23 protein-coding genes, 1 tRNA gene and 1 other RNA gene are annotated in these 19,493 nt (G+C 66.3%); 14 read left to right on the top strand and 11 right to left on the bottom strand.

Translation table 11 applies throughout. The annotated features are described in order from the left end of the window. The first annotated feature begins 4 nt into the window (after positions 1–4). The 6 genes from AC50X6_RS07620 to AC50X6_RS07595 all read left to right on the top strand — a co-directional run bounded on the left by AC50X6_RS07620 (position 5) and on the right by AC50X6_RS07595 (position 3,502). Positions 5–352 (top strand): hypothetical protein, encoded by a 348-nt coding sequence (locus AC50X6_RS07620; RefSeq protein ID WP_494965631.1) that lies wholly within the window; start codon positions 5–7, stop codon positions 350–352. Next, positions 349–765: a holin gene (locus AC50X6_RS07615; RefSeq protein ID WP_494965630.1), complete on the top strand. Its 417-nt coding sequence runs from the start codon at positions 349–351 to the stop codon at positions 763–765. The genes AC50X6_RS07620 and AC50X6_RS07615 overlap by 4 nt, the downstream gene beginning before the upstream one ends. Positions 766–772: 7 nt before the next feature. After that, positions 773–1,150: a hypothetical protein gene (locus tag AC50X6_RS07610; RefSeq protein ID WP_494965629.1), complete on the top strand. Its 378-nt coding sequence runs from the start codon at positions 773–775 to the stop codon at positions 1,148–1,150. Then, complete coding sequence (locus AC50X6_RS07605) at positions 1,147–2,076, top strand: M23 family metallopeptidase (protein WP_494965628.1); 930 nt, start codon at positions 1,147–1,149, stop codon at positions 2,074–2,076. Before AC50X6_RS07610 ends, AC50X6_RS07605 begins: the two co-directional genes overlap by 4 nt. After that, positions 2,076–2,333, top strand: coding sequence for a hypothetical protein (locus AC50X6_RS07600; protein ID WP_494965627.1), 258 nt, complete (start codon positions 2,076–2,078; stop codon positions 2,331–2,333). The genes AC50X6_RS07605 and AC50X6_RS07600 overlap by 1 nt, the downstream gene beginning before the upstream one ends. An 815-nt stretch (positions 2,334–3,148) precedes the next feature. Then, the gene (locus AC50X6_RS07595) at positions 3,149–3,502 is read left to right on the top strand and encodes a hypothetical protein (protein ID WP_494965626.1); all 354 of its coding nucleotides are present in this window, start codon (positions 3,149–3,151) and stop codon (positions 3,500–3,502) included. A gap of 136 nt (positions 3,503–3,638) precedes the next feature. Here the strand turns inward: AC50X6_RS07595 and rnpB are convergent. Beyond that, positions 3,639–4,032: RNase P RNA component class A (gene rnpB / locus AC50X6_RS07590), an RNA gene on the bottom strand. Between the two features lie 182 nt (positions 4,033–4,214). Here rnpB and AC50X6_RS07585 point away from each other — a divergent pair. Both AC50X6_RS07585 and AC50X6_RS07580 read left to right on the top strand, forming a co-directional pair. After that, positions 4,215–5,123 (top strand): alpha/beta hydrolase, encoded by a 909-nt coding sequence (locus AC50X6_RS07585; protein WP_494965625.1) that lies wholly within the window; start codon positions 4,215–4,217, stop codon positions 5,121–5,123. Positions 5,124–5,170: 47 nt separating this feature from the next. Further along, positions 5,171–5,932: a YaaA family protein gene (locus AC50X6_RS07580; protein ID WP_494965624.1), complete on the top strand. Its 762-nt coding sequence runs from the start codon at positions 5,171–5,173 to the stop codon at positions 5,930–5,932. On the opposite strand, the gene AC50X6_RS07575 is transcribed toward AC50X6_RS07580, so the two are convergent. Next, a complete protein-coding gene (locus AC50X6_RS07575; RefSeq protein WP_494965623.1) occupies positions 5,929–6,666 on the bottom strand; it encodes a zinc ribbon domain-containing protein in 738 nt (245 codons plus the stop codon). The two genes, AC50X6_RS07580 and AC50X6_RS07575, sit on opposite strands and share 4 nt — an antisense overlap. A 122-nt stretch (positions 6,667–6,788) precedes the next feature. Continuing rightward, a complete protein-coding gene (locus tag AC50X6_RS07570) occupies positions 6,789–7,667 on the bottom strand; it encodes a Nif3-like dinuclear metal center hexameric protein (protein WP_494965622.1) in 879 nt (292 codons plus the stop codon). A gap of 79 nt (positions 7,668–7,746) precedes the next feature. On the opposite strand from AC50X6_RS07570, the gene msrA reads away from it, so the two are divergent. From msrA to epsC, 3 genes are all read left to right on the top strand, one after another. Then, on the top strand, positions 7,747–8,271 hold the full coding sequence (gene msrA / locus AC50X6_RS07565; protein ID WP_494965621.1) for a peptide-methionine (S)-S-oxide reductase MsrA: 525 nt from the start codon (positions 7,747–7,749) through the stop codon (positions 8,269–8,271). Between the two features lie 67 nt (positions 8,272–8,338). Then, positions 8,339–9,274: a cysteine synthase A gene (cysK, locus tag AC50X6_RS07560; RefSeq protein ID WP_494965620.1), complete on the top strand. Its 936-nt coding sequence runs from the start codon at positions 8,339–8,341 to the stop codon at positions 9,272–9,274. A 46-nt stretch (positions 9,275–9,320) separates the two neighbouring features. Continuing rightward, on the top strand, positions 9,321–9,905 hold the full coding sequence (gene epsC / locus AC50X6_RS07555; RefSeq protein WP_326965424.1) for a serine O-acetyltransferase EpsC: 585 nt from the start codon (positions 9,321–9,323) through the stop codon (positions 9,903–9,905). A 36-nt stretch (positions 9,906–9,941) separates the two neighbouring features. Here the strand turns inward: epsC and AC50X6_RS07550 are convergent, their stop codons facing one another. Continuing rightward, positions 9,942–10,775: an oxidoreductase gene (locus tag AC50X6_RS07550; RefSeq protein ID WP_494965619.1), complete on the bottom strand. Its 834-nt coding sequence runs from the start codon at positions 10,773–10,775 to the stop codon at positions 9,942–9,944. A 156-nt stretch (positions 10,776–10,931) separates the two neighbouring features. Further along, complete coding sequence (gene gnd, locus AC50X6_RS07545; RefSeq protein ID WP_494965618.1) at positions 10,932–12,368, bottom strand: NADP-dependent phosphogluconate dehydrogenase; 1,437 nt, start codon at positions 12,366–12,368, stop codon at positions 10,932–10,934. Between the two features lie 702 nt (positions 12,369–13,070). Here gnd and AC50X6_RS07540 point away from each other — a divergent pair. Together AC50X6_RS07540 and AC50X6_RS07535 are read left to right on the top strand one after the other, a co-directional pair. Beyond that, positions 13,071–13,799 (top strand): FadR/GntR family transcriptional regulator, encoded by a 729-nt coding sequence (locus tag AC50X6_RS07540; RefSeq protein ID WP_494965617.1) that lies wholly within the window; start codon positions 13,071–13,073, stop codon positions 13,797–13,799. 49 nt (positions 13,800–13,848) lie between these two features. Continuing rightward, positions 13,849–14,904: a D-2-hydroxyacid dehydrogenase gene (locus AC50X6_RS07535; RefSeq protein WP_494965616.1), complete on the top strand. Its 1,056-nt coding sequence runs from the start codon at positions 13,849–13,851 to the stop codon at positions 14,902–14,904. Positions 14,905–15,109: 205 nt separating this feature from the next. Here AC50X6_RS07535 and AC50X6_RS07530 read toward each other — a convergent pair whose 3' ends face one another. Both AC50X6_RS07530 and AC50X6_RS07525 read right to left on the bottom strand, forming a co-directional pair. Beyond that, positions 15,110–15,388, bottom strand: a complete 279-nt coding sequence (locus AC50X6_RS07530) for a hypothetical protein (RefSeq protein ID WP_494965615.1) — start codon at positions 15,386–15,388, stop codon at positions 15,110–15,112. A gap of 100 nt (positions 15,389–15,488) precedes the next feature. Next, positions 15,489–15,941 carry a MarR family winged helix-turn-helix transcriptional regulator gene (locus AC50X6_RS07525; protein WP_494965614.1) on the bottom strand — a complete coding sequence of 151 codons (453 nt, stop codon included), beginning with the start codon at positions 15,939–15,941 and terminating at the stop codon, positions 15,489–15,491. A gap of 173 nt (positions 15,942–16,114) precedes the next feature. Between AC50X6_RS07525 and AC50X6_RS07520 the strand changes: the two genes are divergently transcribed. Then, the gene (locus tag AC50X6_RS07520) at positions 16,115–16,933 is read left to right on the top strand and encodes a bacteriorhodopsin-like (protein ID WP_494965613.1); all 819 of its coding nucleotides are present in this window, start codon (positions 16,115–16,117) and stop codon (positions 16,931–16,933) included. Positions 16,934–17,066: 133 nt separating this feature from the next. Here the strand turns inward: AC50X6_RS07520 and AC50X6_RS07515 are convergent. The 4 genes from AC50X6_RS07515 to AC50X6_RS07500 all read right to left on the bottom strand — a co-directional run bounded on the left by AC50X6_RS07515 (position 17,067) and on the right by AC50X6_RS07500 (position 19,080). Next, positions 17,067–17,142, bottom strand: a tRNA-Val gene (locus tag AC50X6_RS07515). Positions 17,143–17,223: 81 nt separating this feature from the next. Then, on the bottom strand, positions 17,224–18,144 hold the full coding sequence (locus AC50X6_RS07510) for an NAD-dependent protein deacetylase (protein WP_494965612.1): 921 nt from the start codon (positions 18,142–18,144) through the stop codon (positions 17,224–17,226). 4 nt (positions 18,145–18,148) lie between these two features. Beyond that, positions 18,149–18,664 (bottom strand): peroxiredoxin, encoded by a 516-nt coding sequence (locus AC50X6_RS07505; protein WP_494965611.1) that lies wholly within the window; start codon positions 18,662–18,664, stop codon positions 18,149–18,151. After that, positions 18,661–19,080, bottom strand: coding sequence for a DUF3052 domain-containing protein (locus tag AC50X6_RS07500; RefSeq protein ID WP_326965433.1), 420 nt, complete (start codon positions 19,078–19,080; stop codon positions 18,661–18,663). The genes AC50X6_RS07505 and AC50X6_RS07500 overlap by 4 nt, the downstream gene beginning before the upstream one ends. Positions 19,081–19,493: the final 413 nt, after the last annotated feature.

Genomic DNA, 19,493 nt, shown 5'->3' with positions numbered 1-19,493 from the left:
AACCATGTCTTCGAACCTTCTCAAATACGCCCGGGCCCGCGATGACCAGGACTTCACCTGGCGGATCGCGGCGGCCATGATGGTCAGGGCCCAGGAGATCGAACAATGGACCCTGACCCCGGAATCCCGGGCGCTCACCGAGTTCGTCCTGGACAACCCGATGGAGCCCGTCACCGCGATGGTGAACCACGTCTCCACGAACCCTTCGATCGCGGCGAACGTCACCGTGGAAAACGGCACCGTCGAGACCTCGGCCGTGCCGGACGGTGACATCCAGTTCGTGGTGAACGAGAAATGGGACCGGGTCGCGCAGTCGATGCAAGCCTCGCCCCCGGCCGGGGCCGCCACATGATCCCCGCCCTGCACCGGCTATGGCTCCGGGTCCAGGAGCCCCGCAAACAGTCCGCGGTGTACTTCCTCGTCTACCTGGGCGTGACCGTGCTGGGCGGCGCGATCCTCGCGGACCCCCCGCGGAGCCTGCAGGGCACCATCGGGCAGGCCCTGGTGATGATCTGGGCCGGGATGCTGGTCCTCGGCGGGGGAACCGGCCTGTTCACCGTGCTGCAGGGCTGGTGGTGGCTGGAGCGGGCCGGCGCGATCCTCTGCGGCTTCGCAATGCTGGTCTACGGCGTGGCGATCGGCGCGACACCTGTGACCCAGTTCAGCCTCCGCCTGGCGACCATCAGCTTCGTCATGCTCGGGGCGCTGCTCTTTGTGGCCCGGCTCGCCAAGACCCGGCACTACTCCTACGATCCAGAGAAGTAGGCCCCGAATGGACTCTTCCCAGCAGATTTGGGCCGCGGTCCTCAGCTCAGCAGGCCTCTTCACGTTCCTGGGCGTAGTCGCCAACGGCGTCATCAAGCACGTCAACGGCACCGCCGGCCGGGAACGGATCCGCAACACCGGCCTCAAGCAGCAGCGCGACGAGGCCTGGGCGCTGGTCCGCACCGAACGGGCCCGCGGCGACGCCGAGCGGGACCGCGCAGACCACTCCGACGCCCGGGCCGACGTCGAAGCCTACAACCGCCGCGTCACCGAAGAGTACGCCTCCCAGCTCCGCCGGGACTGCACCGAGCACGGCATGGAAGCCCGGGAGCTCCGCCCCTGGCCACAGCTCAAGAAACCACCCCCCGATAAGGAGAGCGCATGATCCAGTTAGTCAGGCCCTGCCGGGGTCACATAACGCAGCGATACGGCGCCAAGCAGCTGCAGGACGGCCGCCGGCACACCGGCCAGGACTACGCCTACTTTAGCGCCGGGCAGGTCATGGATGAGGTGTTCGCGGCCGCCGACGGCATCGTGCTCTACGCCGGCGACTCGCGGAACCTCGGCTGGCCGAACGGCTGGTATTTGAACCCGGACTTCAACCGCAACGACCGCATCGATTCCTCCGCCGGGAACGTCGTCGTGATCGGCCACAAGCAGGGCGACATCAGCTTTGACACCACCAGCAACCACCTCGCCGGCTGGACCGTCAAGGCCGGCGACACGGTCCGCGCCGGGCAGCGGATCGCCACGATCGGAGACACCGGCTACTCCGCCGGCAAACACCTCCACTTTGAGCTTCTGTTCCGCCCGTTCAACTTCGGCACCGACGTCTATGGGCGCGCGGACCCGAACCCGTACTTCGTCACCTCGGCCCTCGCGCCGGCCGGATCCACCACCCCCACCACCAGTACAGAGGAGTTCGACATGGCAGTAGTAGATACCGTGATGGCACGGCTGGACCAGATCGTCGGATGGGAGGCGGCACAGTTCCAGGCCATCCGAGATAACGACGAACGGAACCGGGACCTGCTCGCCGGCTTCTTCCGCACCCTCATCGCCGAGCAGAGTAACCTTTCCGCCGCGGCCATAGAGGAGCTGGAAGCGAAGATCGCCGAGCTGTCCGCGCCACGCCCGGCGCCGACGATGCTCGTCGTCGGAGACAAGGAACAGACGGTCTACGCCTGGGACGGCGGGAGCGGCTACCGGGCCCTGAGCCTGGCGGAATTTACCGAGCTGCTTTCCTCGGGCCTGGGCGTGCTGCTGCCGGCCCGGGAGCAGGCCGAGTTGGATAAGGCGGCAGGCAAGTGATGGGCGACCACGAAGCAACCACCAGCACTCAGACCGCGTACCCGTGGCGGGCCACCACCCGCACCGTGTTCGCGTTCCTCATCGGACTCGCCGCCGCCTGGGCCCTCATCATCCAGGCCGCCGGGATTGATCCGGGACTCGAATGGGCGGCGACCTCACTCACGATCGCAGCCGGCATCACCCGCGTCATGGCCCTGCCCGCCGTCGATGACCTCATCCGCCGCTTCGCACCCTGGCTCGCCCCCGACAAAGCCTGACCTAAACGCCCCCGCCCTCTTCGGAGGGTGGGGGCGTTTCTGTTGTCGATAGGCCCTGCAAGCTGGCTCCATCGTATTGAGACCATGGAGCCAGCCTTTTGCAGGGATCGGCGTGACGCGCACGCCTGTGGCCTGCCCCCAACTTTGGTTGCCCGGGCCACTCCCAAATTCAGAGTAAGTGCAGGTCAGTGAGCTGGCAACGCCTTCGGTTGACTTGAAATTCTCACCTAACTATGATCACTAGGTCCGGCTGCACCCCCCAATAGCGGCCGGATGCCCGGAAACGCCCCCGCATCGTGGTCCTCGGATCATGGTGCGGTGGCGTTTTCTTGTGCGGGCTTGTGCGGGGACGGTATCGCTATGGCCTCCGTACCGCCGCAAGCTGGCTCCAGGCCTTGGAGTTCATGGAGCCAGCCCTAGCGGGTCGGCAAGAGGCGGATGCCGGACGGACCGCCCCCAACAGGTGCGGTCCGTATCCCGCGGTCATACTAGGCAGACCAAAGCGAACTTAGCAATACTTCACTAGCTGCAGGATCTTAGGCAGCGTGGAAAGCGTGAAGGCACCCACAGTGCCCGTCCAACCCGGCGACAGATTCGGCAGCGGGAACGTGTACGCGGCAGCTCTCCACCAGCGCGACCACTGCAGGAGCGACTCCGCGCAACTTCCCTACCGCTGGAGTAACCACGACACGGAGCCGCGGTAAACCCGACAGGCGCGGCCGTGGCTTCGCGTGGAAGCACTCGGGGCAGAGCGGGATTGATTTCATGTCGACAGTCTAGGGGGCCTTGTCGCCCGGCGGGCCTACCATGGCGCTATGGCAACGTTCACCCTAGACGGGCTCACCCACGAGTACCTGATGCCCGACCCGGGCCACGATCCGGAAGCCGCGCACTCGTGGACCTACGGCCAGTACCCGAAAGTCATGGCCACCGTTCCCCTGACAGCCGGCACGGTCGATGTCTACGCCGTCGCCGAACGCTGGAACCCCTCCCACATCCTCGTGTCGTGGCAGGACGACGGACACCACGCACACTGGGCCTGGATCCCCGCCGGCAACGTCCGCCGCGTCACCGACTCCGAATGGGACATCGAAGAATACCGGCGCTGCCCCGAGCATCTGCGCGCCGTCCGGTGGTCTGACCGACTCCCCGGGTTCCTGCCAGCCTGACGCCGGGGGCATTCTGGGGGCAAACACCCCGTCCAGACCAGTCGAAATGCGCCGAAATGGGCCGAAGCAGACAAGCCCCACAGTCCGCGAATGCGCGGAATATCCCCGGCAGCTCGGCGATTTCCGGCAATGTGGATGGATGGGTTGACCGATACGCCGGGTTCTGTGTTCCCGCCCCGTTACCGGTGCGGGAGTAGCGGCCATCCATCTACGAACGCCGTTGCCGACGCCCTCCAGCGGCCTACCCGGACACTCGGGCGAGCAGCCCTCAAACGTGCCCTGTCTGGCCTTGCTCCGGGTGGGGTTTACCTAGCCTTCCCGGTCACCCGGGAAGCTGGTGGTCTCTTACACCACCGTTTCACCCTTACCTGCTCTGCCGCGTGTGCAAGCACCCACGGCATGCAGGCGGTCTATTCTCTGTGGCACTGGCCTGCGGGTTACCCCGAGTGGGCGTTACCCACCACCCTGCCCTGCGGAGCCCGGACGTTCCTCGAGCCACTTGCGTGACGCGCGGCCGCCTGGTCAACCCATCCGCCGTCCATTCTACGGTCCCCCGCAGTCCCGCCCGCACCGCAGAACCCGCTCACCCCGGAACATGGCGCGGACATGGCGCGGACGTGGCGGCGCAGGCATGTGCGCCGGCGTCGGGCGCGCCCATGAAGACGATCCACGTGGCACCGCAGGGGTCCGCGCCGGAGCCTATGATCGTGGCATGGACCAGTCCGCTCTGACCCGGCGCCGCCTGCTGCAGCTGGCAGGTGCAGGCTTGTGCACAGCCGGAACCGCGGCGTGCTCGAACACACCGGCACCCCTCCCCGCTTCGGGACCGCCCACGACGGCGTCTGCCGCACCCGCGGCCCCGGCTCTTCCCGCTGCTCCCCTTTCGGTCACCACCACGACGGGTTCGTTCTTCTCAGCCTTCCGCCCGGGAGTTCCCTGCAACTGGTCCCTCGCCGCGCCCGAGCTGCCGCCCGAACTGCCGCCCGGGAGCAGGCAGCCGCGGCTGCCCGTGGCGGTATTCCTGCACGGGCTCGGCGGCAGCCATAGTGATCTGCTGGCGGGCATGGCCGCCGGGGAGGCCCTCCAGCGTCACCTCGACGCCGGCGGCGCGCCGTTCGCCATCGCCGCCGTGGACGGCGGTGACACCTGGTGGCATCCGCGCGCGGACGGAAGCGATGCGCAGTCGATGCTGGTAAAGGAGTTCGTCCCCCTGCTCGGTGGTCAGGGCTTCGACCTCGGCAGGATCGGGCTCTTCGGCTTCTCAATGGGCGGCTTCGGCTCCCTGCTGCTCGCTTCCCAGGGCAGGCTGCCCGGGCTGCGGGCGGTGGCCGCCATGAGCCCTGCAGTCTGGGAACGGTTTGAGGACCGGATCGAGGGCGCCTTCGACAGCGCGGCGGACTTCGCCGCCCACGATGTCTTCGCGCTCCGGCCCAGACTCGCCGCCGTGCCGAAGCGGGTGGACTGCGGCACCGGGGACGAACTCCTCGCTACGGTCCGCGCTTACGTCGGGGGCCTCCCGGGCGACGTCGAGGCCGGCTTCCAGCCCGGCGGCCATGACTATGCCTACTTGCGCTCGATCCTGCCAGCGGTACTGTCCTTCCTGGGCATGCACCTGGCCTGACGCTGCCCCGGAGGATTCGGATTCCGCGCCGCCGGTACCATTGGACAGTGCTGATCCTGCTGCCGCCCTCCGAGGGCAAGACCCCCGCCGTCGGCAGTGACGCCGTCGATTGGGCCACCCTGAGCTTCCCCGGGCTCAACAGCTCCCGGGCGAAAGTGCTGGAGGCGCTCGGTACAGTCAGCGCCCACGAGGACGCCCTGGCGCTGCTGGGCGTCGGCGCCACGCTGCGGGCCGACGTCGAACGCAACACTCGGCTGCACGCTGAACCGGCGGCTCCGGCACACCAGGTCTATTCCGGGGTGCTCTACGACGCGCTGGACTATAACTCCCTCACCCCGGCGCAGCGGAGGAAAGCGGACGTGTCGGTACTGGTCGTTTCGGCCCTCTGGGGAGCCATCCGCTTCGCCGACCGGGTGCCTGCCTACCGGCTGTCGATGGCGACGGCGCTGCCCGACGTCGGCCGGCTCGCGGCGTTCTGGAAACCGCAGCTGGACCAGGCCCTCGCGGCCGCCACAGAAGCTGAGCTGCTGGTGGATTGCCGCTCCAGCACCTACGCCGCAGCCTGGACTCCCCCGCCGTCGCAGACCGTCGCCGTGAACGTCTTCACCGAGGTCAACGGTGTGCGCAAGGTGGTCAGCCACTTCGCCAAGCACACCCGCGGGGAACTGGCCCGGCATCTGCTGAGCCGCCGGGGCAAGGCACCGCAGACGCCCGCACAGCTGCAGAAGGCGGCGGCCGAGAAGTGGACCGCCGAGTTCGTCGAGGCGACGGCCCGGAAGCCGCACACCCTGAACATCATCCTTGCCTAGGCCCACTCGGCGGAGCGGATCAGGATGCAGCCGGAATCCGGGCAGAACACGACGTCGTCCTCGGCCGCGGCTTTGATTTCGGCGAGGTCGCCCGGGCTGAGCTGCATGCCGGAGCCTTCGGAGGTTCCGTGGAACAGCCGGGCGGCACCGACGCCGCGCCGCGCCAGGGTCTTTTCGTAGATCGCCAGCAGACCGGTGTCCAGTCCCTCGGCGAACTCGGCACGCTTGCCGCGCACCACCGTAGCCTCCGCGGCGATCTCGGCCAGCTGCTCGTCCAGTTCGGAGCGGATGGAGCCGAAGGAACCCTGGATGTCGTCCACGATCTGCTGCTGCGTGGCCTGGCGTAACCGGAGGGAGTCCAGCCGCTCGAGGACTTCCAGCTCTACGTCCTCGAGGTCGGAGCGGCGCTTGTTGAGGGACACGAGGTCGCGCTGCAGGGCGACGAGGTCCTTGGACAGGCCGGTGCCACTGTTGAGCTTCGCCTCGTCACGTTCGATCCGGGAGGCAACCTGCTCGACGTCGGCCTCGGAGCGCTTGAGTTCGAGTTCGGCGTCGTGAACGGCCACCTTCGCGGCACCGAGCTCACCGTTGGCGACACCCAGGGCTGCCTCGAGATCGGTGATCCGGGAGTCACTCTCAAGGCTGCGGCGGCGGTTGGACAGGGATTTGAGCTTGGCATCAAGTCCCTGCAATTCGAGCAACTTCAACTGTTCCGCCGGTGCTGCCTTGGCCACTATTACCTCCGCTTGATCCCTACCGGCCGGAGCCGGACACCTAATCGGCGCTCCCTAGACTCTAGCGCCTAGCGTGCTCCCCAGCCTCGCTACGCTCACCCGGGGCCCCTCGCACGCCAGGCTTAGCCCGGGGTCAGAATGAAGTCCCACGGATCGCTGTTGGTGGTGCTGACCCGGATCTCAACGTCGTGCCCCTGATCGGCCAGCACATTGCCCAGCGCCCGGGCAGCCGCCGGCAGCCAGAGCCACTCGCTGGCGAAGTGCGACACGTCGATCAGGTACGGCCGGTCATTGACGGCCGCCTCGCGTGCTTCCGACGCCGGATGGTGCCTTAGGTCCGCGGTCAGGTAGACGTCCGCGATGCTGGCCCGGACCGCAGGGAAGAGGGAATCGCCGGCGCCGCCGCACACGGCAACACGCCGCACGAGGCCGTCCCGGTCACCGGAAACCCGCACGCCCCCGGCAACGGAAGGCAGGATGCCGAAGACTCGGGCGGCGAAGTCGCCCAGGGTGATGACTTCCACGAGGTCGCCGACCCGTCCGATGCCTTCCTCCGGCAGACCGTTCGCGGCCGGCGTCAGCGGCGCAACGTTCTGCAGGCCCAGCGCATCGGCGAGGACATCCGAAACACCGCCGACGGCCGAGTCCCCGTTGGTGTGAACTGTCAGCAGCCCGGTCCCGGACTCGATCAGGCGGTGTACGGCCTTGCCCTTGGCGGTGTTCGCCGCGACCGAGGTGACGCCCCTGAGCAGCAGCGGGTGGTGGGTGATGAGCAGTTCGGCGCCAAACTCGATCGCCTCCTCAATCACCGCCAGGGTCGGATCGACGGCGAAGAGGATTTTGCTCACATCGGCGGAGGGGTGGCCCGCCACGAGGCCCACTTCGTCCCATTCCTCGGCCAGGGACTCGGGCCAGAGCTCCTCCACGGCGAGCAGGATCATGCCCAGGGTGGGGGCACCGGAAGATTCCCCGGCTGAAACGTCGGTGTTTACAGGTTCCATACCCTTATTTTTACCTTATCGACTGGCCGGCCCCACCGTCGTCGGGAATCATCGGGGCGTCTTAGACATTGAACAGGGCATGAGAACTTTTGTCCTCGGCGGAGGCTGCTTCTGGTGCCTCGACGCCGTTTACCAGAAAACCAAGGGTGTCAGCTCGGTCGTTTCGGGCTACACCGGCGGCCATGACCGCACCCCCGACTACTACTCCGTGTGCTCCGGAACCACCGGCCATGCCGAGGTGGTGGCGGTGACATTCGACGAGGAGGTTATCCCCGCGGAGGTCATCCTGGACATGTTCTTCGCCCTCCACGACCCCACCACCCTCAACCGGCAGGGCTACGACGTCGGAACACAGTACCGCTCCTCGATGTTCTACGAGACGACGGAGGAGAAGATCCTTTACGAGGAAGCCATCGGCCGGAACCAGGAGCTGTGGGCGCATCCGATCGTGACCGAGGTGAGCCGGCTGCCGGTGTTCCATGAGGCCGAAGAGATCCACCAGGACTTCTATTCCAAGTACCCGGAACAGGGCTACTGTCAGGTGATCATCAACCCCAAACTGGCGAAGGCCAGGAAATATTACTCTGCATGGCTAAACGCTTAGCCAGGGCCTGCGCGCCCTCGTTAGGCTGACCCCAGCAATCCCTCTTGAAAGACAGGCACAGACACACATGGCACGGATCTATGACGATGTTACGCAACTGGTTGGCGGCACTCCGCTGGTCCGGCTCAACCGGCTGACCGAGGGTCTGGATGCCACGGTGGCCGTCAAGCTGGAGTTCTACAACCCGGCCAACAGCGTCAAAGACCGGATCGGCGTCGCCATTGTTGATGCTGCCGAAAAGTCCGGGGCGCTCCAGCCCGGCGGCACCATCGTCGAAGGCACCTCCGGAAACACCGGCATCGCCCTGGCCATGGTCGGCGCGGCGCGCGGCTACAAGGTCATCCTGACTATGCCGGAAACCATGTCCACCGAACGCCGCGTTATGCTCCGCGCCTACGGCGCCGAGATTGTGCTCACCCCCGGCTCCGAAGGCATGCGCGGCGCCGTGGAGAAGGCCCAGGAGATCGTGGCCAACACGGAGAACTCCATCTGGGCCCAGCAGTTCGCCAACGAGGCCAACCCCGAGATCCACCGCCAAACCACGGCTGAGGAAATCTGGTCCGACACGGACGGCAAAGTGGACATCTTCGTCGCCGGCGTGGGCACCGGCGGCACCGTCACCGGCGTCGGGCAGGTCCTGAAGGAGCGCAAGCCCGCCGTCCAGATCATCGCCGTCGAACCGAAGGACTCCGCCATCCTCAACGGCGGCGCCCCGGGGCCGCACAAAATCCAGGGCCTCGGCGCCAACTTTGTGCCGGAAATCCTGGACACCAACGTCTACGACGAGGTCATTGACGCCAGTCTGGAAGACTCGGTCCGCGTGGCCCGCGAACTCGGCAACAGGGAAGGTATCCTCGGCGGCATCTCCTCCGGCGCGATCGTCTGGGCCGCCCTCGAGCTCGCCAAGCGCCCGGAGAACGCCGGTAAGCTGATCGTTGCTATTGTGTGCGACTTCGGTGAGCGCTACATCTCCACCGCACTGTACGACGACATCCGCGGCTGAGTCCTGCCGCCGCCCAAAATTCCGTAGATTTCGTAGAAAGGTCTTTGTGAGCTTCTTCGCAAGACTGAAGGAAGACCTCGACGCCGCCCGGTCGCATGACCCGGCGGCTCGAGGCTCTTTTGAGAACTTCTTTGCCTACTCCGGCCTGCATGCGATTTGGTTCCACCGCGTGACGCACCGGCTCTGGCAGAACCCCGCGCTGCGGTTCCCGGCCCGGCTGATCTCGCAGCTGGCCCGGTTCCTCACCGGCATCGAGATCCACCCCGGGGCCACGATCGGCCGCCGTTTCTTCATCGACCACGGCATGGGCGTTGTCATCGGCGAGACCGCCGAGATCGGCGAAGACGTGATGATCTACCACGGAGTCACCCTCGGCGGCCGCTCCCTGGCCAAGGTCAAGCGCCACCCCACCATCGAGGACCGGGTGGTGATCGGCGCCGGCGCCAAGGTCCTGGGCCCCATCACCATTGGCCGGGACAGCGCCATCGGCGCCAACGCCGTCGTGGTCAAGGACGCCCCCGCAGAATCCATCCTCACCGGGGTACCGGCCACCTGGCGGCACCGCGACGCGCTGCGGGAGACCAAGCCCGCCGTGGACCCCGCCGAATACGAGATCGAATACCGGATCTGACCGGCGCTTCCTGCCGCCGGAACCGGACCCGTGAAGCTAGGCGGGAAACCGCTTGTAGATTTTCCAGATCACGACGTCGAACACGCGGTCCGGCAGCAGGCGCCGCAACAGCAGGATGCCCCGCGCCCCCTTGCCTACCGGATACCGGGTCTTGGGCTTCGGGGAGGTCGCGGCGTGCACGATCGCGTCGGCAATCACGTCCGGATGGGTGGACATCGCCGAGCCGTCGGTGGAAGCCAGCGCCGCGGCCACGATCTTCGCCTGGTCCATGTAGGGTCCGCGGCCAGACGTGGCCAGCAGGCTTTCCCCGGAGATGGCGCCCCATTCGGTCTGGGTGCCGGCGGGTTCAATGATTGAGACCTCGATGCCGTGCGGCCTGAGCTCCAGCCGCAGGGAATCGCTCAAGCCCTCCACCGCGAATTTCGTGGCGTGGTACCAGGCGCCCAGCGGCTCATACATCTGCCCGCCAATGGAGGACACGTTGATGATCCGCCCCCGGCCCGCCGCCCGCATGGCAGGAAGTGCCAGCTGCGTCATCCGGGCCAGGCCGAACACGTTGACGTCGAACTGGCGCCGGCCTTCGGCCAGTTCCACCTCTTCGAGAGAGCCGTAGGAACCGTAGCCGGCGTTGTTGACCAGGACGTCGATCCGCCCGTGCGCGGCCATGACCGCGCCGACGGCGGCACTCATCGAGTCCTCGTCCGTCACGTCCAGCGACACGACGTTGACACCATGCGCCTTCAACGGCTCCATCTTGTCGACGCGGCGCGCCCCGGCATAGACCGTGAACCCGTGCGCGGCAAGTTTCTTGGCGGTTTCAAAACCGATCCCGGTGGACGCACCGGTGACAAATGCTACTGGCTGGGACATCTGCTGCACTCCTGGGATGGATTCTCGGGACGGGTTCCGGCACTGGCTCCGGCACTGGCTCCGGCATGGGTCCCGGCATGGGTCCCGGGATGGGTATACAAACGGCCGGCACTCCCAGCGTAGCGGGGAGCGCCGGCCGGCGTCGTGGGGCTGAAGCTAGTGGGTGTCCACTGCCTCGATCTCGGACTTATCCTCGCCCCAGAGGGTGTGGAAGGTGCCCTCGGCATCGACACGGCCATAGGTGTGGGCACCGAAGAGGTCACGCTGTCCCTGGATGACTGCCGCGGGCAGGCGCTTGCGGCGCAGGCCGTCGTAGTAGGCCAGCGAGGAGGAGAACACCGGTACCGGGATGCCGAGCTGGACCGCGGTGGAGACCACCCGGCGCCAGGCCGGGAGGACATCGGCGATCGCCTTGATGAAGGCCGGGGCGAAGAGCAGGTTGGCCGGCTTCTCCGCCGCCGCATAGGCCTTGGTGATCTCCTTGAGCAGTTCGGCGCGGATGATGCAGCCGCCGCGCCACAGCGAGGCGATCTCGTCCAGTTTGAGGTCCCAGCCGTATTCCTTGGCCGCGGAGGTGAGCATATCCAGTCCTTGGGCGTAGGAGACCAGCTTGGAGGCGTACAGCGCCTGGCGGACGTCCTCGACGAAGCTCTCGGGGATCTCCACATCGGCTTCGGCGCCGGCCAGGAGTTCCTGGGCCAGCCTGCGCTGCTCCGTCTGGGAGGACAGCGCCCGGGCGAAGACCGATTCGGCGATCCCCGACGTCGGGGAACCCAGCTCGAGTGCGGAGATGACCGTCCAGCGGCCGGTGCCCTTCTGGCCTGCAGCATCCTTGACGATGTCGACAAACGGCTTGCCGGTCCTGGCGTCAACGTGGCCCAGGACCTCGGCGGAGATTTCGATCAGGAAGGAGGCCAGATCGCCCTTGTTCCACTCGGTGAAGATTTTCGCCTGTTCGGCCGGTTCGATGCCCGCGCCGGAGCGCAGCAGGTCGAAGGCTTCGCCGATGACCTGCATGTCGGCGTATTCGATGCCGTTGTGGACCATCTTGACGAAGTGGCCGGCACCGTCGGTGCCGATCCAGGCGCAGCAGGGCTTGCCGTCCACGTGGGCGGCGATCTTTTCCAGCAGCGGTCCGAGGGCGTCGTAGGATTCCCTGGAGCCGCCGGGCATGATCGAGGGGCCGTTGAGCGCACCTTCCTCGCCTCCCGAGACGCCGATGCCGACAAAGTGCAGGTCCTTTTTGGCCAGCGAGGCTTCGCGGCGGCGGGTGTCCTCGTAGTGCGAGTTTCCGGCGTCGATAATGATGTCGCCCGGCTCCAGGAGCGGCTCAAGCTGCTCGATTACGGAGTCGACCGGCTTGCCGGCCTTCACCATGATCAGCACGCGGCGCGGCTTCTCCAGCGAGTCAACGAGTTCCTGGAGTGTTTCCGTGCGGACAAAGTCGCCGTCCTGGCCGTGCTTGGCCAGAAGCGCGTCGGTTTTCTCCACCGACCGGTTGTGCAGGGCAACGGTGAAGCCGTTCCGGGCCAGGTTGCGGGCGAGGTTGGCCCCCATCACCGCAAGGCCGGTGACACCGATGTGTGCTGACATCAAAACTCCAATTCATTTCTGTGCAACGAGTGCAAATCGTCCCGCGCTTTGCTGCGGAACACGCTTCATGAGAACAGTGGCTCTGAATAAACCATATGTATTTCCGCGGGCTACGGGAAAGCGGCGCCCACGCTGCGGAATACGGCCCGTCACAAACAGTCTATGATTCCCGGCTATGATTCCCGGCACCCTCCCCTCCTGCCAGTGCTGGGTGTGTGGGCCGGCAGGGGGTAGATTCCGGCTGGCTTTTGGGCGCGAGGTTGGCGTTTCCGTCGGCCACCATGTCCCGAAGGATCCGCCGGCCCGCACCCACGAAACCCCACCGCGCCGGACGGCAGGCCGGAACCCTACCTGCGGTGGGGCCAAAACCCGCGACTACCCCGGGGCCACATCAACTCGGTGGTCCCGGTCCTCGGGTGCCGACGTTCCAGCCCAGTTACTCGCGTCCGGAACCCATGTCGGCCCCCGGGAACCGCGGGATTCCGCGGGTGCCGGCCGGCGCGCGTGGAAGTAACTGGGCAGGAGCGTCATGCCGGAGTCCGGAGCGTCTGCCCGAACCCGGGAACCCGGCACACCGCGGTGTGGCGCCGTCGTCTGCCGGACCCGCCCACGACTTCGCATCAGCCCCGTCCCCGTCGGTGTGCCCCGGACCCGGTCCGAAACGGCGGCTCGCTGGATGTCCGCCGCACTATGCTTACGACTATGCCCACCAGCCTCCACCACCGTGCCGTCGAGCACCTCGGCACCCGCATCGTCGCGGGCCAGCTCCCGGCCGGCCACGTCATGCTGGCCGAGCACCTCGAAGACGAACTCAAAGTCTCCCGCTCGGTGGTCCGCGAGGCAGTACGCGTCCTGCAGTCCCTCGGCCTGGTCGAAACGACCAAGCGGGTCGGCATCCGGGTGCTCCCGGCAAACCGCTGGAACCCCTTTGATTCCCAGGTGATCCGCTGGCGCCTCGCCGGCGAGGGCCGAGGTGCCCAGCTTCGCTCCCTCGCGGAGCTGCGCACCGCCGTCGAGCCCGTGGCCGCCGAACTGGCCGCAGCCAATGCCCCCGAGGAACTGCGCCGCGAGATGGTGGAGATCTCCCACGCCATGCGCGACGCCGGCCGGGCCGGGGACGTGGCGCGCTTCCTGGAACTGGACATCTACTTCCACTCGCTGCTGCTGACGGGCTCCGGGAACGAAATGTTCGCCAACTTGGTGGGTCAGGTCGCCGAAACGCTGACCGGGCGCACCGAGCACGGCCTGATGCCCGACCACCCGCGTGAAACAGCCCTGCAATGGCATGTGGACGTGGCCGAGGCGATTGCCGCCGGGAACGCCGCCGCGGCCCGTGAAGCGTCGGACCGGATCATGCGGGAGACCATCACCGAGATGGAGCCGGAGTGGAAGAACCAGCCGAGGGTCTTCGTTCCGGTCCGGCGCCGCTAGCCGGACGGCGAACACCAGGCAGGTCGGCACCAGTCTCTAGGATGGTTCCATGACCCCAGTTGAGACCGTCGTCGCGATCGCCGTCCCCCTCGAAGCCGAGCACGTTGAGCGCATCCGCGCCGTAGATCCGTCCGTGACGGTTCTCTACGAACCCGGGCTGCTCCCGCCGGAACGCTACCCCGCGGACCACGCCGGTGACCCGGCCTTCCGCCGCAGCCCCGAGCAGGAGGAACGATACTGGGAGCTGCTGAACCAGGCGCACGTCCTCTACGGCTTCCCGAACGAAACTCCGGACGGCCTGGCAAGGATCGCCCGCAGCAATCCGCGCCTGCGGTGGATCCACGCGATGGCAGCCGGGGCCGGCGGCACGGTCAAGGCGTCGGGGCTCGACGCCGGAGCCCTCACCGGTCTCAAGATCACCAGCTCCGCGGGCGTGCACGCGCTGCCGCTGGCGGAGTTCTCCGCGCTGGGCATCCTCAACGGCTTCAAGCGAAGCGCCGAACTGGCCCAGGACCAGGCCGCAAAGGTGTGGCCGGAGGTGCGTACGCCCCCGAGGCTTGTCAACGGCTCGCATCTGGTCATCACCGGGCTCGGCGAGATCGGGCTCGAGACGGCCCGGATCGCCCGCGCCCTGGGCATGACGGTCAGCGGCACTAAGCGCACGGTGGAGGCGATCGGCGGGATCGAGGCGGTGACGGACAATGCCGGCCTGGCCGGGCTGCTCCCGATGGCGGACGCCGTCGTGAACACCCTGCCCGGGACGCCGTCCACGGAGATGCTGTTCAACCGCGAGGTCTTCGCCGCGATGAAGCCCGGCACTGTGTTCGTGAACGTTGGCCGCGGCACCGTGGTGGACGAGGAGGCCCTGCTGGAGGCTCTCGAGAACGGCCAGGTGTCCTACGCCTGCCTGGACGTGTTCGCCGTCGAGCCGCTCCCGGCGGACAGCCCGTTGTGGAGCCACCCCAGGGTGATGGTTTCCCCGCACACCTCAGCTCTCAGCACGGAGGAAAACCGCCTCATCGCGGAACGCTTCTGTGGCAACCTTCGGGCCTTCCTCGACGACGGCGAACTCCCCCACCTTGTGGACCCGGTCCACTTCTACTAGGACGGCCCGGCCGGGGCCCCGATTCAGCCATCGATTAGGCCAATTGGCGGCGGCAAACACTCCGCTGAACGTTTCACATTTCCTAATATTCACGGTATATTCATTACAAGCCTTCCACCGCGGCATCCCCCAATAGTCGCGGTGGAAGGCTTTTCCATTGCCTGATTCAGTCCCGGCCGGTATTGCCCGTTCCGGTTGGGCCCGGCTACGCCGCGTCGGCTACGGCCTCCCGTAGCCGCCAGCCGCCGCCCAGGCCGTCCCTGATGAGTTCCATGGTGGTCAGGGCCGAGCCCCGGTTCCGCCCCAGCCTCGCCTGGACCTGCCAGACCTCCACATCCACCCGGCTCAGACCCTTGGGCATCCGGCGTTCGGCCTCCCACCAGCTCACCCGCTCAAACCAGCGGACAGGCTCGGCGCCGACCGTCCATTCGCGGCTGCCGCGGACCACCGCCACGGGCCGGCCGTCCGGGTCAGTCCTCACCATCACATGTTCCATGCCCGTCACTGTAGGGCGGGGCTGCGACAGTTTTGATGGAACGGCTCCGGGTATGGCGGGATCAACCTGCACCTGCACGGCCACGGCCTTACCCCCCTGTGCGCCGCGCCACTTCTTCGGCCACGGTCAGGAGGGCCGCTTCGAACGCTGCCAGTTCTGCCTTTGTGAGGCCCGTGGTGGACGCCGCGATCATCCCGTTGAACTCGGTGTGAATGTCGGCCATCACCGCGTGCCCGTCGACTGTCAACTCGAGGTACAGGCTTCGCCGGTCGTTGGGATGGGCCAGCCGTCCGAGCCACCCGAGATTCACCAGCCGGGTTGAGATCGCCGTGATGGCACCCGTGGTGAGCTCCATGTGTTCCGCGAGTTGCTTGGGCGTGACGCTGGCGTGCTCGGCAATCCAGAACAGCGCCCGGAGTTCACTGGGCGAGAGGCCGTGGTCGGTGGCGATCTTCTCGCGGTTGCGCTCGAGTGCTCGAACGAATCTGGTCGCTGCGTGCGGAAAGCCAACGAGGGCGTGCGTCGTGCGTGGCGTTTCCACTCCTACCGCCCCTCCCGGTCGAGGCGCGGTTACCTCGACTGTAAGAGTCTAGTTCAGTTTCCGCTGAGAATTCCATGAATCATCTAGTAACTTACTCACTAAGTCAACTATACTGCAAGTCCGCCTGAGTTCGTCGAAGACCGCGCTCGGCACACCACAACTACGGAGGATCCGTGATTACTGACTCTCTTACACAGGGCCAATACGATACCGTCTACAACTTTCTGTCGCTGGTCATTGCGTCACAGCTGTTCACGGCGCTGTTTCTGTTGATCGCATTGCCGCGAATCCTGCCGCGCTACCGGCAAGCGATCACGGTGGCAATCATCGTCTGCGGCATCGCCGCCTACCACTACTTCAGGATCTTCGACTCCTTCCGGGCGTCGTTCGTGACTGACGCCGTGGGCGGCAAGGGTGACTACACGCAGGCAGTCGGCGAATCGTTCAACGAGGGATACCGCTACGTCGACTGGCTGCTGACCGTGCCGCTGCTGCTTTTTGAACTCATTGCAGTTCTTGCGCTCGCGCGATCGGTCCAGAAACGGCTCATCATGCAACTCATCCCCGCTGCCGCGCTCATGATCATCCTCGGCTACCCGGGCGAGATCAGCGGCGACAACGGCATCCGCGGACTCTTCGGACTGCTTTCGACCATCCCGTTCGCGTACATCCTTTACGTGCTGTTCGTGCAGCTCACCAAGTCGCTGGGCAATCAGCCCGTCGCGGTGCGTGGCACCCTCAGCCGGCTGCGCTTCCTGCTCCTCGCGAGTTGGATTGTGTACCCGATCGCATATCTGCTTCCGCTACTCAACATCGCGGGCTCGGATGCATGGGTGTTCAAGCAGGTCGGCTACTCCGTCGCTGACATTGCGGCGAAGGCGGTCTACGCGCTCATCATCTTCCACGTTGCTCGCATGAAGTCGTTCGAAGACGACCCGGAATTCGCAATGCGCGAAATGTCAAAGGAAGACGCTGTGGCAGTCAATAAGTAGTCCACGGTCACGGTGGCGTCCCACTCTCCGGGGTGGGAGGCCACTGTTTTATGCCCAGGGTGACAACGTCCCAGAGTAACAAAGCAAAACCCCGCCGTGCGGGCCAATTGGCCTGCAGCAACGGGGTATTCCTTGGTGGGTCCTACCGGGATCGAACCGATGACATCCACGGTGTAAACGTGGCGCTCTACCAGCTGAGCTAAAGACCCAAACCGTTGTTTCTGCGCCCCCGCGCGTCAACCAACGAACGGTAACTCTACCGGATATACCGGGCAGAGCGCCAATCGGGATCAGAGCGAAGGAAGCTCCCCGGCAAGCCAGCTCAGGGATTCGCCGACGCCGGCGTCGAGCTTAATCGAGGCGAGCCCATCCCCGCGGGTCTGGCCCCGGTTGATGATGACCACCGGCTTACCGTGCTTGGCGGCGTGCCTGACAAAGCGCAGGCCGCTCATCACTGTCAGCGAGGACCCCGCGACCAGAAGGGCGTCCGCGTCATCGACCATGGCATAGGAGCGCTCCACCCGGTCCTTGGGGACGTTCTCGCCGAAGTACACGAAGTCCGGTTTGAGGGTACCGCCGCAGGCCGGACATTGGGCCACCACAAAACTCTCGATCAGCCCGGCGTCCTCGACGGTAGCATCGGCGTCCGGAGCGGCCTCGACGGCGCCGGTGGCCAGGGCGCGCTCCAGGAAGCCGGGGTTGAGTTCTTCCAGCACGCCCGCCAGCAGGGTCCTGCTGTAGCGGCGGTGGCAGCCGAGACAGACCACTTGATCGAAGCGGCCGTGCAGATCCACCACGTTGATGCTGCCGGCGTCCTCGTGGAGGCGGTCGACGTTCTGGGTGATGAGTCCGGTGAGCAGGCCGCGGTGTTCCAGCCGCGCGGCGGCGGCATGGCCGCCGTTGGGCTCCGCCCGGCGCAGATGCGACCAGCCGATGTGGTTGCGCGCCCAGTAGCGGCGCCGGTTGTCCGCTTCGCCGATGAACTCCTGATACGTCATGGGCGCCCGGGGTGCGGCACCGGGGCCGCGGTAGTCCGGAATGCCGGAGTCCGTGCTGAGGCCGGCGCCGGTGAGGAGGGCAAAGCGCCCGCCGGACAGCACGGCGTGGATGTCCTGCAGTACGCGGAGTTCATCACGGGCAGGCGCGGCGGCCGCGACCGGGGGAAGACTGGCGAAGCCAGTCATGCCGATCCCCGGGCGCCGCTGCCTCATCGGATCAGTTCCCGGCGAGTCCCGCCAGGGCGGCGCGGTACTCGGCGAAATCCCGGGCCCGGCCGCGGGGATTCACCAGCACGAAGCGCACGATGCCGTCGGCGTCGATGATGAACGTCCCCCGCCTGGCCATGCCGCTTTCAGGATCGAACACGCCGTACTGCTCGGCGACCGCGCCGTGCGGCCAGAAGTCGGCGAGGAGGTCGAAGGAGTAGCCTTCCTTCTCCGCATACGCCCGCTGGGCGAACTTGCTGTCCACCGAGATGCCCAGCACAGTGGCGCCGGAGTCCTCGAAAAGCGTCAGATTGTCCCGGATCTCACACAGTTCCCCGGTGCAGATGCCGGAAAATGCGAACGGGAAAAACACGAGAACCACGTTGCGGCCCCCGAACTCAGAGAGCCTCACGGGCTCGCCGTACTGGTTTACCAGTTCGAAGTCAGGAGCCGGCTCGCCGACGGCGGGCGTGGCGGTGCCGACCGCCTGCTGCACCGCTGTTGCGGCTGCGCCCGCTGGGGTCACTTGTTCTTCCGGGTGACCAGGCGGGTAGCGCTCCAGTCCTTGGAAACGCCCGCAGACGTGGTGTAGTGCAGGCCTGCGGTGGGCGCGGCATCCTGGATGTCCGCCGGAGAAACGTAGCCCACGCGGCCGGATTTCGGCGTCAGCACCCAGACCACACCGCCCTCGGTCAGGGTGGTCAGCGAGTCGACAAGGGTGTCAACCAGATCGCCGTCGCCGGTCCGCCACCAGAGAATAGCGGCGTCGACGACGTCGTGATCATCCTCATCCAGGAGTTCCGAACCCGTGAGGTCCTCGATGTCATCACGCAAGTCGAAGTCGACGTCGTCGTCATAACCGAATTCCTGAATCAGATCCCCGGTTTTGAAACCCAGTTTTTCCGCCACATTTACCGAAGTGGCGGCGTCGGCCTCGCTCACGTGTTGCTCCTATGCATAGTGTCTTCAATAGCTCTAGTGATTTCCATTACTCCAAGCCAACACCCTTTGAGCCTGCGCTTCAAGCTGTTGGCACCGCGATCCGCCATATTCTGCGTCACACAGGGCGGCCCGAAGACCGCCGGGCGGTTCTTCGTCACACAACAAGTATGCCCGTGAAATACGACAGTGCCTTCATGCGTCCCGCTACGCATCCTCAAGCTCCCGCGGCTAGAGTGGCTGATGACGACTACGCCCGGCAGGGCGGCCGCCCTGCCGAAACCGGCAGGCATAGTTGTGATTGGACCTTGCCCGGCACACATGACCGGGCTGTTGTAACCGATATGTCGCACACGTCGCGTCCACGCCGGGCAGTTACCCTGCCTGGAGCTGAGGGCGCCGCGGGATGCGCTCAA

The organism is Pseudarthrobacter sp. HLT1-7 (genome assembly GCF_059383435.1).
This window is presented reverse-complemented; position numbering and strand designations above follow the sequence as displayed.